Origin of the sequence: Bradyrhizobium sp. RDI18 (assembly GCF_043203335.1) — a bacterium.
Lineage (GTDB): Bacteria > Pseudomonadota > Alphaproteobacteria > Rhizobiales > Xanthobacteraceae > Bradyrhizobium > Bradyrhizobium retamae.
Genome location: NZ_JBICRN010000008.1, coordinates 3,938,182 through 3,952,699 on the forward strand (window position 1 = coordinate 3,938,182; position 14,518 = coordinate 3,952,699).

13 protein-coding genes and 3 pseudogenes are annotated in these 14,518 nt (G+C 63.0%); 9 read left to right on the forward strand and 7 right to left on the reverse strand.

The window, feature by feature from the left end; translation table 11 throughout:
* Positions 1-36: 36 nt before the first annotated feature.
* The 4 genes from ACFXS9_RS28030 to ACFXS9_RS28045 form a co-directional block, all read right to left on the reverse strand.
* Positions 37-228: a hypothetical protein gene (locus tag ACFXS9_RS28030; protein ID WP_392694351.1), complete on the reverse strand. Its 192-nt coding sequence runs from the start codon at positions 226-228 to the stop codon at positions 37-39.
* Positions 229-260: 32 nt separating this feature from the next.
* Positions 261-590: a hypothetical protein gene (locus ACFXS9_RS28035; RefSeq protein ID WP_392694354.1), complete on the reverse strand. Its 330-nt coding sequence runs from the start codon at positions 588-590 to the stop codon at positions 261-263.
* Between the two features lie 147 nt (positions 591-737).
* Positions 738-1,958 (reverse strand): NAD(P)-binding domain-containing protein, encoded by a 1,221-nt coding sequence (locus ACFXS9_RS28040; RefSeq protein ID WP_392694356.1) that lies wholly within the window; start codon positions 1,956-1,958, stop codon positions 738-740.
* Positions 1,948-2,853 (reverse strand): LysR substrate-binding domain-containing protein, encoded by a 906-nt coding sequence (locus ACFXS9_RS28045; RefSeq protein ID WP_392694359.1) that lies wholly within the window; start codon positions 2,851-2,853, stop codon positions 1,948-1,950. The genes ACFXS9_RS28040 and ACFXS9_RS28045 overlap by 11 nt, the downstream gene beginning before the upstream one ends.
* 186 nt (positions 2,854-3,039) lie before the next feature.
* On the opposite strand from ACFXS9_RS28045, the gene ACFXS9_RS28050 reads away from it, so the two are divergent.
* The 3 genes from ACFXS9_RS28050 (at position 3,040) to ACFXS9_RS28060 (ending at position 4,507) form a co-directional block, all read left to right on the forward strand.
* Positions 3,040-3,801, forward strand: a complete 762-nt coding sequence (locus tag ACFXS9_RS28050; RefSeq protein WP_392694362.1) for a TSUP family transporter — start codon at positions 3,040-3,042, stop codon at positions 3,799-3,801.
* 13 nt (positions 3,802-3,814) lie between these two features.
* A complete protein-coding gene (locus tag ACFXS9_RS28055) occupies positions 3,815-4,063 on the forward strand; it encodes a hypothetical protein (RefSeq protein ID WP_392694364.1) in 249 nt (82 codons plus the stop codon).
* A 165-nt stretch (positions 4,064-4,228) separates the two neighbouring features.
* Complete coding sequence (locus tag ACFXS9_RS28060; RefSeq protein WP_392694366.1) at positions 4,229-4,507, forward strand: hypothetical protein; 279 nt, start codon at positions 4,229-4,231, stop codon at positions 4,505-4,507.
* Between the two features lie 85 nt (positions 4,508-4,592).
* On the opposite strand, the pseudogene nhaD reads toward ACFXS9_RS28060, so the two are convergent.
* A pseudogene (gene nhaD / locus ACFXS9_RS28065) lies at positions 4,593-5,905 on the reverse strand (sodium:proton antiporter NhaD).
* A gap of 425 nt (positions 5,906-6,330) precedes the next feature.
* Between nhaD and ACFXS9_RS28070 the strand changes: the two are divergent.
* Together ACFXS9_RS28070 and ACFXS9_RS28075 are read left to right on the forward strand one after the other, a co-directional pair.
* Positions 6,331-7,943, forward strand: a pseudogene (locus ACFXS9_RS28070) (sensor histidine kinase).
* 7 nt (positions 7,944-7,950) lie between these two features.
* Entirely contained in the window at positions 7,951-8,562 is a 612-nt protein-coding gene (locus tag ACFXS9_RS28075; RefSeq protein WP_392694369.1) for a response regulator transcription factor, read from the forward strand.
* A gap of 157 nt (positions 8,563-8,719) precedes the next feature.
* Here the strand turns inward: ACFXS9_RS28075 and ACFXS9_RS28080 are convergent, their stop codons facing one another.
* Positions 8,720-9,784 (reverse strand): universal stress protein, encoded by a 1,065-nt coding sequence (locus tag ACFXS9_RS28080; protein ID WP_392694371.1) that lies wholly within the window; start codon positions 9,782-9,784, stop codon positions 8,720-8,722.
* A gap of 336 nt (positions 9,785-10,120) precedes the next feature.
* On the opposite strand from ACFXS9_RS28080, the pseudogene ACFXS9_RS28085 reads away from it, so the two are divergent.
* The 3 genes and pseudogenes from ACFXS9_RS28085 to ACFXS9_RS28095 form a co-directional block, all read left to right on the forward strand.
* A pseudogene (locus ACFXS9_RS28085) lies at positions 10,121-10,238 on the forward strand (IS5/IS1182 family transposase); the annotation flags it as partial.
* 217 nt (positions 10,239-10,455) lie between these two features.
* Positions 10,456-12,000, forward strand: coding sequence for a heme peroxidase family protein (locus ACFXS9_RS28090; RefSeq protein WP_392694374.1), 1,545 nt, complete (start codon positions 10,456-10,458; stop codon positions 11,998-12,000).
* A 230-nt stretch (positions 12,001-12,230) separates the two neighbouring features.
* Positions 12,231-12,923 carry a glutathione S-transferase family protein gene (locus tag ACFXS9_RS28095; protein ID WP_392694377.1) on the forward strand — a complete coding sequence of 231 codons (693 nt, stop codon included), beginning with the start codon at positions 12,231-12,233 and terminating at the stop codon, positions 12,921-12,923.
* Here ACFXS9_RS28095 and ACFXS9_RS28100 read toward each other — a convergent pair whose 3' ends face one another.
* Positions 12,924-13,715, reverse strand: coding sequence for a crotonase/enoyl-CoA hydratase family protein (locus ACFXS9_RS28100; protein WP_392694379.1), 792 nt, complete (start codon positions 13,713-13,715; stop codon positions 12,924-12,926).
* Positions 13,716-13,804: 89 nt separating this feature from the next.
* Here ACFXS9_RS28100 and ACFXS9_RS28105 point away from each other — a divergent pair, with 89 nt between their 5' ends.
* On the forward strand, positions 13,805-14,413 hold the full coding sequence (locus tag ACFXS9_RS28105) for a TetR/AcrR family transcriptional regulator (RefSeq protein WP_392694382.1): 609 nt from the start codon (positions 13,805-13,807) through the stop codon (positions 14,411-14,413).
* The last annotated feature ends 105 nt before the right edge of the window (positions 14,414-14,518 follow it).

Here is a 14,518-nt window from a genome sequence, read left to right on the forward strand (position 1 = left end):
CAGATGTCAGCAATGGCGATTCGGAACCGCCGCGCCTTACGCCGTCAGCGGGGCCGTCGAGGCATTGACGATCTCCAGATGGATCCCGCCGCAGCGCGTGCATCGCATGGTCCAGTATTCGGCGCCGGCACGGCCGGGAATGATACGCAGCACCGCGAGCGATGCGCTGCAATCCGGGCAGCTCGAAAGCGCCGGCGTCGCGTGCAGGGTCTGTTCGGGCAGGGGCAAAGAGATGCGGCCGGCAGTTCCGCCGGTCGTGCTTACGGATTCGCGAACCGCGGCATGAAACGATCGATATGGGCTTTCGCATCCGCAATCGCCGCTTTCGGATCCGACCAGGCGAAGCCGACTTCGAGGGTCGGAAACGCCATGCCATCGATCACCACCGGCTCCTGGTCGGCCCGTTGAATCCTGGCGTGCCATAGCCCTCTCCCTGCTTCGAACGACTGAATTTCAAAGCCGCCATAGATCATGGCGCGTCCCCCGGAATTGCGCATGGCGCGAACAGAGCACGGCGCGGCGGAGGCAGATGTGAAGGGGTTCACATGTCGCGGAGTTTTTTGCGTTCCCCGGATGCTGCGCAGCGCCAACAGCGCGTTCACGCGCGTCTTCGACGCGCCATGCCTTGCGGTGTGATGCGCTGCTGTTCCGGGGTCCTCGGTTCGGTGAGGGCGGCAGGTCCCGGCTCTGCAGCGCAGCGTTGCACGCTGCGCCGCGTCCGGGACACGAGAGAGTGCTCAGCGTCGAGAAGCAATATGATCCGCGAGCACTACGGCATCGTCGCCGACGCCTGACAGGAACGAGGAGTTCATCTTCGACAGCCATTGCAGGCCGAGGAAGTACAGGCCGGATACAGCTGAGATGCCGTTGCGGTGAACCGCTTCGCCGCGGGCGTCGAGGACCGGAATATCGATCCAGCCGAAATCGACGCCGTAGCCAGTCGCCCAGATGATCGAAGAGATGCCCTCCGCGGCGAGGTCGAGGCGCGTGAGCGGCGCGGTGACGCAAGGCGGGTCGGGAAGCGTCGCACGGGCGCCGGGCTCTTCCGGCAGCTCCAGGCGGCGCCGTTTCACATATTCATCGACGGTGTCGAGGAAGGTGGTGAAGGCGATGTCGCCGTCGCCAAGGCTTTTGTCGAGGCCAGGTGCGATGTCGAGCACGCCGCCATCGGCGGCGTCGAGACGTCCGAGCAAAATCATGCCGCGGGCGGCGAAGTCGCGGAAATCGATGCTGCGGCCGCCATAGGCGCCCGAAATCACCGGACCGAGGCGCGCTTGCCCGCGCTCCTCCGGGGTGATCTGGTCGAACTGCATTTCGGCGAGCCACCAGATCAGGTCGCGGCTGCGGTAGCGGCGCGGCAGGCGGCGATGCCGTCCGACCGAGAGATAGACGCGCCGGCCGGCCTGCAACAATTCCTCGGCGATCTGCGCGCCGGACGCGCCGGCGCCGGCCACCAGCACCGCGCCCGGCGGAAGCTGTTCGGGATTCCTGTAGTCGGCGGCACGCACCTGAAACACCGGATAATCGCGCAACAGGTCCGGGATGACGCTGCGCTGATAGGGTCCGGTGGCGACGACGACATTGTCAGCTTCGATCGTGCCATCCGCGGTCTCGGCGATAAAGCGCCCGCCGTCGCGCTGCGACAGCCGCGTCACCGCGACGCCGCAGCGGATCGGCGGCGCGACGAAATCCGCATAGGCCTCGATAAATTTGATGATGGTGGCCGTATCTGAAAACCCATCCGGGTCGCTGTGCGGAAACGGAAAGTCCGGCAGCCGCACCGACCAGTTCGGAAACTGGAATATCAATCCGTCCCAGCGTTCGCTGCGCCAGCGTTCGGCGATCCGGTGGCGCTCGAGCACCAGATGCGACAGTCCGCGCTGCTTGAGGCGGTGGCTCATCACGAGGCCGGCCTGGCCGCCGCCTATCACCAGCGTTTCGATCTTCTCATCCGGCATGTCTGTGGCCCCTGCGGCGCGTGGCGGGCTCCGCTGCCGCGCGAACGATCCAGCGCCGGAACGCGGCGAAATCGCGCTGCCCGGTGCTGAAGCCGCGATAAACCAGATACCAGCGCATGCCTTTCGGCACACTTAACGCAAACGGCGCGACCAGCCGGCCGGCCGCAAGGTCATCGTCAATATAGGGGCGGATGCCCATGGCGATGCCAAGGCCGTCGACGGCGGCCTGCAGCGCCTGGCCGTAAAACTCGAACTCCGGCCCGCGGGCGCTGATGCGAGCGGTGCTGGCGGCCTCGAGCCATGACGGCCAGTCGTCGGGCGAATGCGCCACCCGCAGCAGCGTCGGCCCCTTCAGGTCGCCGGGACGTTTGAGCGCGCCCGCAAGGCGCGGCGCGCAGACTGGGAGCAGATCGGCCGCAAACAACGGCTCGGCGATCAGGCCGGGCCATTCGCCGTCACCGAGCTTGATGCCACAGCTCCAGTCCTCGCCGAAGGGCACGGCGGCGCCGCCGGTGGTGATGCGGACGTCGATATCGGGTTCTTCCTTGCGGAAGTCCGCCAGCCGCGGGATCAGCCATTTCATCGCAAAAGTCGGCCCGACGCCGATGGTCAGCACGCGCACGCTTGCAGGTGCCGTCACCTGCGCGGTCAGGCTCGCCAGCGCGTCGAAGATCGGTGTCAGCCCGTTCTGGTAGGCGCGGCCGGCGGCGGTGGTCACGAGACGGTTGGCCCTGCGCTCGAACAGCGCCACGCCCAGCCGCTCTTCCAACAGATGCACCATCCGGCTGACGGCGGCGGCGGAAACGTTGAGCTCGGTCCCGGCGGCGGCGAAGCTGCCGGTGCGCGCTGCCGCTTCGAACGCCTTGATGCCGTTGAGAAAGAGCAGCCGCCGCACATGACCCTCAGGAAAACTGATGCCAGGGCAAGATAACTCGGTTTGCGTAGCTGCGACAAGCGAGGCACAAGAATGGGTAGCCTTGGGTTGAATCGGTGCGGCCGGTAACCTCGCCCGGTTCTTCGCGGCGAGGGGGAGCAGAGACAGCGCCCTCGCCTCAACCTGAGTCTTGCGCCGGAGAGTTTCGTGACGCCGCTGATGATCGCAGCCCTAGGTGTGCTGATGGTGGCCACCGCGTTCCTGTCCGGCCTGTTCGGCATGGCCGGCGGGATGATCCTGATCGGCGTGCTGTTGATGCTGATGCCGCTGCCGACCGCGATGGTGCTGCACGCGATCACGCAGATGGCTTCCAATGGCTGGCGCGCGTTTCTGTGGCGGGCGCATATCCGCTGGCGGCCGGTGTTCGTCTATCTGATCGGCTGCGCGCTGGCGCTCGGCCTCTGGTCGCTGACCCGCTACGTGCCGGACAAGCCGATTGCATTGCTGTTGCTCGGGGCCACGCCGTTCATGGCGCGGCTGATGCCGAAGAACCTCAAGCCGAACCCGGACAGCATCTGGCAGGGCTCGTTCTACGGCTTCATCTGCATGGGCCTGATGCTGATGACCGGCGTCTCCGGTCCCTTAATGGACACGTTCTTTCTCGGCGGCAATTTCGGCCGCCGCGAGGTGGTCGCCACCAAGGCAACCTGCCAGGTCGTCAGCCATCTCACCAAACTGATCTATTTCGGCGGCATCATCGACCAGGCCGCGACGCTCGATCCCGTGCTGGCTGCAGTTGCGATCGCGGCCTCGATGCTCGGCACCACACTGGCGCGCCGGATTCTTGAGGCGATGAGCGACGCGCAGTTTCGTACCTGGGCCAACCGGCTGATTACGACGGTGGCCGGCTATTACATTCTCTACGGAAGCTGGCTGCTGCTGGTTCGCGGCTCGACTGCTTCCTTCTGAAGGGAGAGGCCTGATGTCGGATGCTGCAGATCCACTGGTGCTCGACTTCGTCGAATGGGTCGCCCGCGAGCCGCGGAATTACGCAGAAGTGGTCGCGGCCTGGCGGACCTCCTGTCCGCGCCTGACGATCTGGGAAGACGCTTCCGATCGCGGCTACGTCGTGCGCAAAACCATCGCCGGAACCGGACTGATGGTGACCGTCACCGCATCAGGCGAAAAGCTGCTGCGCGAGCACGGCCGCATCGGCGCGCCGCAACGCTGATCTCGCGTCACGATGGGCTGGGGATTCCGCCCTATCCCGGATATCCATCCCCAGGACGCATAGGCAATATCGCCGAATCATGGCCAGAATCGCCGTGCAAAATGCCCAACTTTTGCCGGGCCCGGGCGTTGTCAAACCGCAGGAATCATTGTTTCGGAGACGATTGTGGACACCACACTGAAATTGAAGCCGCGCCCAACCAACGTGGCGTTGATCGCCTGGCAGTTCACCGGACAGCCGCTGCACGAATGGCCGAGCTGGGTGCAATCCAGTTGCTCATTGCAGCGAAGCGAGGATGGTCACCTCGAGCTTCGACATGAGCGGCAAAGCGGGACGCAGATCGTGTATCTGCAGGAGTGGCTGGTGCGCGATCTCGATGGCGGCGTGTGTTTTTACACCGACGCGGAGCTGCGCAGAGAGTTCGACGTCGCATCCAGTCAGTGAACCCAATAAATAGCTGCCCGCGGCCATATCCCCGAGGCAATCGGACCGCACTTGACGAGTAGCAGGCGTTCCACACTGCGCCACGCTACATGAGCGCGGCGTTGATCCACAGATGCGTGAGGATGCTTGCCACGTATCCGAGCCCAATGGCCCAGGTCCATCGAAGATGGTTGATAAACGTGTAGTGGTTGCGCAGCGGTCCCATCAGCGCCACGCCCGCCGCCGTGCCGATAGACACGAGGCTCCCCCCGACACCGGTGCTCAGCGTGACGAGCATCCACTGACCGCTCGACATATCCGGGTTCATGGTGAGCACGGCGAACATCAGTGGGATGTTGTCGAACGCCGCGCCCAGCACGCCGATCGCGATGTTGGCGACGGTCGGTCCCAGGTCGCCATAGAGATAATTCGACAACTGCGCGAGGTAGCCGGCGACGCCAAGTCCGGCGACGGCGAAGATGACGCCGAAGAAGAACAGCAGCGTGTCCCACTCCAGGCGCCTGATCTCCCGCAAGGAGTCGAACGCCATGTCCTGGTCGTCATGGCGGCGACCGATCTGCTGGAGGATATAGCTGTACATTTGCAGGTATCCGAGACCCAGCATCATCCCGAGCGCGGGCGGCAAACTGAAAAAGCTCTTGAACGAAACGGCGGTCGCGATGGTGGCCGCGAACAGCCCGACCACAACGGCCGCGCCGTGCTTGAGTCTCCTCGTTTCGCTTACCGGCTCCGGCATTCCTTTCGGCACACTGAAATGCATGAGCGCCGCCGGCACGAGGAAGTTCACCAGCGCCGGAAGGAAGAGGTGGAAGAACTCCAGGAATTCCAGCTTGCCTTTCTGCCAGACCATCAGCGAGGTGATGTCGCCGAATGGCGAGATGACGCCGCCGGCATTGGCGGCCACCACGATGACAATGCAACCTATAACGATGAACTGGTAGCTGCCGACCCCGACGGCCACCACCACGGCGCCCATGACGAGCGCCGTGGTCAGGTTGTCGATAATGGGGCCGAAGACAAACGCAAGCCCCCGATCAGCCAGAAAAGCTGCCGATAAGAGAGCTTCCTGCTGGCGAGCTTGGCCCTCACCGCGGCGAAGACGCGCCGCTCCTGCATCGTGTTCACATACGTGATCGCCACCACGAGGAACAGCATCAACTCGCCATAGTCGAGGATCACATGCTTAGCGGCGGCTTCGAGCGCGGCGCTCTGACCATGTGCGGCGTAGACAACGCCGAGAAGCGCCCAGATGAGGCCCGCCGCCAGCATGACGGGTTTCGACTTGCGCAGTTGAATGACTTCCTCGACGGCCACGAATCCGTAGGCGACGAAGAAGATCAGGAGCGACAGATAGCCGACGGGATGCTGCGTCAGGTCGATGCGCGCGCCCGCGTCCATGGCATGGAGCGGGCGCGGGAGCGGACAGGAGCAAGACAACTACTGGAACGGCCAGCATCCACAGCCGTCTGGCAAAACGCACCATCGTCAGCCCCTGTCGACGAAAGTCGAGCGCCATTAACTTGCGGCTTTCCACTATTGGGTTTGAGTAAGGCAAGCCCTGTTCCCGTCGCGAGGATCGTGCCTGCTGGAGACAAAGGCGTAGCATGCCACGGCGCGACATGCGCCCAGTGCTGCGTAGGGAATAGTACCCACGGACTTACGGCGAGTACTACCTACGCGCTTGCGTATGGAGTGAAGGAGGATGCATTCTCGCTGGAGCAGAAAATCGTCCGGCTGGCGACGGAGGAACTACATTGGGCGACGTCGACCGCAGATCAGGTAGTGCGACTGCGGGGTTGCGCTGGAGTGCTGGTTGGCTGCGCGTGCTGGCGCCGACGCAGTATGCCCTGATCGGCGGCGTTTTCACGGCCGCCTATCTCGGGCTCGAATGGCTCACGCGCGTCCATGAACTCGAAGGCCTCGGCATCACGCTGTGGAATCCGGTGAAGGCGCTGAGCCTCGGCCTGTTGCTGCTCAAAGGCGTCGCTTATGCGCCGGTGCTGTTTCTGGCGGCATTGCTGGTCGATCTCTTCATCTACGGGGCGGCCAAGAGCGTCACTTCTACTATTGCGACGAGCGCGGTTGTTGCGCTCGGTTATGCGGCGCTCGCCGCAGGTCTCACGCGAGGCCTCGGCTTTTCGGTTGGACGGTCCGACCTGCGCAATGTGATTGCGCTGCTGGTGACGGTGCCGGTAGGGACATTCGTCATAGCCTGCCTCTATTGCGGCTTTCTCGTTTGGTTCGACGACCTGCCGGCGAGGCAGTACTGGGAAGCGGTGCTGCATCTTTGGGTCGGGGACACCGTCGGTATCGTCATCATCCTCCCCGTCGCGATGGCCGCGTCCGCGTCAGTCCAACGTCTGGGTGGTGAGACAAGTCCCGCCGTGCTGCTGATCTACTCAGGAGCCTTTCTGGCGGCGGTCCTGGTCGCGTTGTGGCTGATCTTCTCTTTCGAGGGAGCCCAAGAATACCATTTCTTCTATCTGCTGTTCCTCCCGGTAAGCTGGATCGCGATGCGCGCCGGCTTTTCGGGAGCCGCGGCCGGCGTATGTGTCGTCCATCTGCTGCTGCTGGCTTTCATCAGCTGGGGCGGCTATCCCGCGAGCACTTTCATGGGCTACCAGCTCCTGGTGCTGGCGCTCGCCTTCAACGGGTTGCTGCTCGGCGCCGTCGTCGACGAGCGCCGCAGATCGGATGAACTGCTGCGCGAGCAGCACGCCGAGGTGGCACGCATGACGAGGCATGCGACGGCCGGTGCGATGGGCGTTTCATTGGCGCACCAGATCAGCCAGCCGCTGTCGAACGTCGCCATGTACCTTCACGTCGGCAGGCAGCTTTTGGCTGACAAGCCTACCGATCCGGCGCCGATTGCGGCGTCGCTTGAAAAGGCAACAGGACAGCTGCGGCACGCGAAAGACATCCTTGAGCGTCTGAGGGATTTCGTCTCGCGCGGCACGCTGAGGCCAGCTCCCACCGACCTCGGCGCCCTGACGCGGAAGGTGGTGGCACTAGCCGAGGATGACGCAAGGGCGCACGGGGTATCGGTGCGGCTCGAGGCGGCGTCCGTGCCGCCGGTCACGGTCGATGCGCTTCAGCTCGAGCAGACGCTGATCAACGTGATCAACAACGCCATCGACGCCGCCGCGGAAGCGGGCCGGGCACCGGGCTCAGTTACCGTTCGCGTGGCAACGGTAGACAAGGGGGTGCGGATCGAGATCGAGGACAACGGCCGGGCGTCTCCGAAGTTGTGGCCAAGCACCTGTTCGAGCCGTTCGTCACGACAAAGCCGGGCGGCATGGGGCTCGGGCTGGCGCTGTCGCGCGAGCTGATCGAGGCACATGGAGGGACGATCGATTGGGAGCGCGTCCGGCCGGATGGCGGCGCGCTGTTCACGATTGAGCTTCCCCTGAGCCCGGAGGTTGGCCATGGGGCATAAGCACGTCGTGCACGTCATCGACGATGAAGCCGATGTCTGCGAAGCCCTCAAAGTGCTGTTGCATACGGCGGGGATGGAAGCGCGCACCTATGCCTCGGCCGAAGAGTTCCTCGCGGAAGTCAGGCTGAGCACGCCGTTGTGTTTGCTGGTCGACGTGCGCTTGCCGGGAATGAGCGGGTTGGATCTCGTGCGGCAGCTGCAACAGGGGCCGGTGCGCCCGGTGGTGGTCATGATCACTGGCCATGGCGATGTGCCGCTTGCCGTCAAGGCCATGCGGGCGGGCGCATTGCACTTTCTTGAGAAGCCGTTCGAGCCGGCGGAGCTGCTTCAGACTCTGGAAGAAGCGCACCAGCGCGTCAGCGAAATGGCTGCCGAGGAAGCAACGTTTGCGGCTATCGAGGCTAGCTACCGCTCGCTCACGCCTCGCGAACAGGAGGTGATGGCGCTTCTGGCTGAAGGGATGCCGACGAAGTTGCTCGCTACAAAACTCGGGATCAGCACCCGGACAGCCGAGCATCATCGCGCAGCGGTGCTGAAGAAGATGGGTGCGCGGACGGTGTCGCACCTCGCCCGCATGAGCATGAGCCTGCAGTCGCGGAATACGCTGATCCGGTCATAGGTAGTCATCACAAATTCAGGGCAGAGGCGGTCGCCGTACTCTCGCATCGAGGCGCCGCTTTCTGCATGCGGCCTGCGACGTCCCCGCCCAATGGAGTTGGTCGTTCGATGGAAACGAACCATTGTGAATGCAACTCCGCACAGACAGCATACTCTGATTAGGTCTCGATCGCTGCGCTCGGTTTTCGGATAACGAGGGCATCGCAAGGTACGTCGTCCATGATCGCTTTTGCGACGCTCCCTAGAAATATCTCGAAGAAGGCACTCCGCCGGTGCGTACCAAGCACTAACAGGTCCACCTCTTTGTCTCGCACATAGTCGCGCAACAGAAGATTTGGTGCGCCATCCTCAATCAGCACATGCGGCTGTTGCAAGCCGGGCACTGATTTGTCCACTCCTGTCAAAAACGCTCGCACCTGCTCCTCGACTTCCATGCGATATTGTCGATGCAACGCTGATTCAGTTATCAGTCCGGACGGTGGGCGGTACGCGTGAAAGATTGTTAACCTTTGTCCGGAGAAAAAGCGGGCGGCTGTTTCCAGGGCATAACGTGAGGAATCGGAGAGGTCGGTAGCGAAAACAATATTTTCGTACGGCCTGCGAGGACGGTCCTTCACAACAAGGAGCGGCAGCCGAGACCGACGAAATAGTCGATCCGCGGTCCGGCCCAATACGAAATGTCCGAGCGACTCGTCTCTTCCGACGCCGATTGCAATCAGGTCGCAATTTTCGGCGCCGGCACTGCACAGAATGGCTTGTGCGGGATTTCCTTCGGCGATTCGTACGGTTGGACGGGCCGGAAGTGCGTCGACATCGGCTAGGAGGTGTTTTCTGGCAATATCACGGGGATCGGGCGGGCGTCTCCACGACGGCAGTCCTGCTGCATCGGGGATGCTCAGGCCGCGATCTTCAACTACATGCAAGACGATTAGCGACGATTGCCACTGTTTTGCAAGCATGGCCGCTCGGTAGAGCGCGCGGTCACAGCGGGCACTAAGATCCGTCGCTAAGAGAATCTTTTTAGCTGGCCCGCTGATCCGGCGTGGCGCGTTCACACCGCCCTGCTCCTGCCGCTCGGGACGTGCCAATTCGTTTGGGCTTTCAGCGGCGCGCCTTGACGTTCCGCTGCGTGCGATGTGGGCAAGTTGCATATTCTTTACCGTAGCGGGAGCCTCGGACATGTCGCCTTCCGGCACCTCAATTTTCGAGATCTTTACGCGCACTTTCGTTGTTCGATCCACCGCCCCGTCATGAGCTATTCACAGTGCTTGCGCGGAGAGGATCGTATCTGTTGGGGATAGGACGTAGCACGCCGCGGCGCGACGTGCGCCCAGTTCCGCGTAGGGATTAATGCTTGCGGGATTATGGCGAGAACTACCTACGCCCTTGCGTACGACGTGAAGGAGGCAATGGTGATCGCTGATCGCGGCTATGATGCAGACTGGATCAAGGTGCTCGTCAACGAGCAAGGCGCACGGCGCATGGGTCAACATCCCTCTGAAGCGCTATCGCAAAGACCCCGTCTGCTTCAGCCCGCCCCTATGTCGTGCGCGCATCTGGTGAATAGGTTCTTCAATCGGATCAAGCATTGTCGACGCATCCCCGCTCGCTACGACAAGCTTGCGGCCAACTACCTCGCGTTTGGTGCAGTTGGCATACATCAGCCTGTGGTTACGCGTTTATGAGTTCACGCACCTAGTCAGTGAAGCTGCTCACACAAATCGAAAAATAAACCGCTGGCACCGCGCTCCGATTGGCCACAATCTGGAGATGGGTTTTGCTGACTGAACCCTTTCGAGGGGTATCGCTCGAATTTTACCTGAACCTTTCCTTACCTGAACAGCGCGACACACCGGTACCCCTCTTCTCCCAACATTTGCGATTGGAGGAAGTGATGGCAACTCAAGTGAATGTCCAGCCCGGCCATGGCAAAGCTGGCCGCCAACCGACCCGACAGTTTCTCGATTCGCTTTCCGGACATGACGATCCCGGAATGTTCGGACGGATGTTTCCGAATCTCGAACCGCTCGCCGTCGACGACGCGCCGCTGCAGGAGCTTGCCGACGCGATGAAGGATTCCAACCCCGGTGATGCCGCCGGCAACAACACCAAGATCCCGGCGGGCTTCACCTATCTCGGCCAGTTTGTCGATCACGACATCACGCTCGATCTCACCTCGTTCGGCGACAAGGAAGCCGACCCGACGGCGGTCGAAAACTTCCGCACGCCGGCACTCGATCTCGACAGCGTCTACGGTCTCGGTCCGGACGGCAGCCGGCAGCTTTATGCGCGCAATCCCGGCGACGCCGACGGCAAGTCGCCCGGTCCGAAACTGCTGATCGGCAAGACCATCAGCGTTGACGATGTAACCATCACGCCGCGCAACGACCTGCCGCGCAACCCGGAAGGCTTCGCGTTGATCGGCGACCATCGCAATGACGAGAATCTCGTGGTTGCCCAGACGCACCTGGCGATGCTGAAGTTTCACAACAAGGTCTGCGACCATCTTGCTGCGTCCGGGGTGCCGGCCGGCGAGATATTCACGCAAGCGCGCCAGACGGTGACCTGGCATTATCAATGGATGGTGCTGCATGATTTCGTGGAGCGCATCACCGAGAAGGGCATCGTCGCCAAGATCCTCGATCAGGGCCGCCGCTTCTACCGCTTCAGGAAGACGCCCTACATGCCGGTCGAGTTTTCCGCGGCGGCGTACCGCTTCGGCCATAGCATGGTGCGCGAGGTCTACAGCCACAACCGCAAGTTCACGCCGGGCGGCGGCATTCCCGCAACGCTCGATCTGCTGTTCAGGTTCACCGGCCTGTCGGGCGGCATCATCGGCGATCTCGCGCCTGATCCGGTGCAGCCGCCGCTGCCGATACCGGTGCTCTCCAGCAACTGGATCATCGACTGGCGCCGCTATCACGAGGTGCTGGCGGCCAATCCTCCCAATGTGCGGCTCAATCCGTCGCGGAAGATCGATCCGTTCCTGATACCGCAGTTGCACGAGCTGCCGGGCGGTGGCGGTAGCCTGCCGTTCCGCAATCTCAAGCGCGGCGTCATGCTGGGGCTGCCGTCGGGACAGGATGTCGCCAAGGCGATGAAGATCAAGAATCCGCTCACCCCGGCTGAGATCGCGAGTGGCGCGGACGGCGCCGCGGCGAAGAAGCACGGCCTGCACGAGCACACACCGCTCTGGTACTACATCCTCAAGGAGGCCGAACAGCGCGGCGGCGGCGAAAAGCTCGGACCGGTGGGCGCTACGATCGTGGCCGAAGTGTTCGTCGGCCTGGTCCACGGTGACCGTCAATCGTATTTGTGGCTAAAGGGCAAGAACTGGAAGCCGACGCTGCCGTCCAAGACAAAGGGCGAATTCACCATGGCCGATCTTTTGAGATTCGTCGGTGATATCAGCCCGATCGACGGCATCTCGACGGTCTAGGCCTTTTTGGCGCTACGTCTCCGGACTCTCCTGCGATTGCGCAGACGCCAAGCTGCGCAATCGCTGAAATTCCAGAGGTTTTCACAGGTGAATTCCGCCTCCACCGTCATTGCGAGCGAAAGCGAAGCAATCCATGCCTCCGCTTGCGGCGAGATGGATTGCTTCGTCGCTTGCGCTCCTCGCAATGACGGGAGCTTGCGCGCTGGCTGCTGTTCGCACAAAATAGCGCCATGTCCCTCAAACTCTACGAACTCGTCGGTACCGATCCATCCCGTCCGTTCAGCCCATTCTGCTGGCGAACGCGGATGGCGCTGGCGCATAAGGGGCTGTCGGCGGAGACGATTCCCTGGTGCTTCACCGAGAAAAGCGCGATCGCGCCGCATGGCTCGGAGAAGGTGCCGGTGCTGCTCGACGGCGACAGCGCGGTCGTCGATTCCTGGACCATCGCCAACTATCTCGAAGACAAATATCCGGACCGGCCGTCGCTGTTCGGCGGCGAGGGTGGCCGCGCCATGGCGCGGATGCTGAACTGGTGGGGCGACGGCGTGATCGGCGGCATGTTTCCACTCATCATCGCCGACATCCCGCTCAACCTGAAGCCGGAGGATGCCGCCTACTTCCGCGCGTCGCGCGAGGCGCGCTTTTGCAAGAAGCTGGAAGACATCATGGCCGGCCGCGACAAGGCGGTCGAAGGTTTTCGCAAAAGCCTCGATCCGCTGCGGCTGACATTGCGGACGCAGCCGTACCTCGGCGGCACGGCGGCGAACTATGCGGACTATATCGTGTTCGGCGCGTTCCAGTGGGCGCGCGTGGTCAGCCCGTTCAAGCTGCTGATGGAGGACGATCCGGTCCATGCCTGGCGCGAGCGGCTGCTCGACGCGTTCGATGGGTTAGCACGCAAATCGCCGAGTTATCACGCTTAATCAGCGACCGGCATAGTTCGGCCGTCGGCGTTCAATCCACGCGGCGATGCCTTCGCCGAGATCGTGGCTTGGCACGAGCGCGGCGAACTGCTCGCTCTCGACCTGCAACCCTTCGCCGATGCCCATGTTCAATCCGCGCGTGACGGCGGTGATGATACCGCCGACCGCGAGCGGCGAGTGCCTGATGATGCGTTCCGCCAGCTCGCGCGCGGCTGGCAGCAATTCCTCATGTGGCACCACCATGTTGACCAGGCCGATCTCCAGCGACCGTTGTGGCGAGAAAGCGCCGCCGGTCAGCAACAATTCAAGCGCGCGCTTGCGCCCGGCGAGGCGCGGCAGCCGTTGGGTGCCGCCAAAAGTGGGCGGCATGCCGAGATTGATTTCCGGCTTGGCGAAACGCGCGCGCTCGCTGGCGACGGCGAGGTGAACGGCTTCGGTGATCTCACAGCCTCCGCCGAACGCCAGCCCGTTGACCGCCGCGATCACCGGTTTCTTGAACGCTTCAAGCCGAGCGGTCATGGCCTGTCCGCGCCGGACAAAGTCCCGCACCGCCGCATTTGGACCGCGGCGAACGCTGTTCGAGAATTCGTGGATATCGGCGCCCGCGGAAAAGGCGCGTTCGCCGGCGCCGGTCAGGATGACCGCGCGGACGCTGGCGTCGGTTTCGACCCCGTCGAGCGTCGCCATTAGACAGTCGATCAACGCGTAGTTCAGCGCATTAAGCTTGTCGGGCCGGTTGAGCGTGACCAGCGCGATCCCGTCGGTGATTTCGGTCAGAATGGGCTCGGACATCTCCAGGTCTCCGCAGGCGTTGATGTGTTGCACGCACCGTAGAAGACGATCCGAATTGTGTATATTCACTGGATAGTATACATAAGGGCATGGCACGATCCGGCGTCCCGACGCGCGAACGCATCATCTCGGCGGCGAACGCGCTGTTCTACAATGACGGCATTCGCGGCGTGAGCGTCGACGCCGTCGCTGCGAAGGCCGGCGTTACCAAGCGCACGCTGTATTACCATTTCAGGAGCAAGGACGATCTGGTAGCGGCGTATCTCGCCGGCCGCGACCAGCCCAATCTGGCATTGTTCCGGCAATGGTTCGGCGAGAAGGATGACGGCTTGCCGGCGCAGGTCGAACGCGTCTTTCGCAATCTCGCCCGCTCGGCGCGGCATCCGAAATGGAAGGGCTGCGGTTTCCTGCGCACGTCTGCCGAACTCGCCAACATGCCCGGTCATCCCGCGATGAAGATCGGCGCCGCGCACAAGAAGAGGTTCGAGGAATGGCTGCGCGTGACGTTTGCGGCCGAGGGGATCGCCGATCCCTTGCGGCTCGCACGGCAAATCCTGCTGCTGCTCGACGGCTCATTCGCCGTTGTGCTGCTGCATCGCGATCCCTCCTACATGGAAACCGCCGGTCAGGCCGCACATGCGCTGGTCGAGGCAGCGCTCGCAGGCCGCGCGAAGCCGCCGTCGCGGCGGGCGCGCTAGCTCTCCGTCATTGCGAGGAGCCAACGGGTCGCACGAATGCGCGCCCGATGACAGGCTCCGCGACGAAGCCATCCATGCCGCCGCTTGTGGTGCGATGGATTGCTT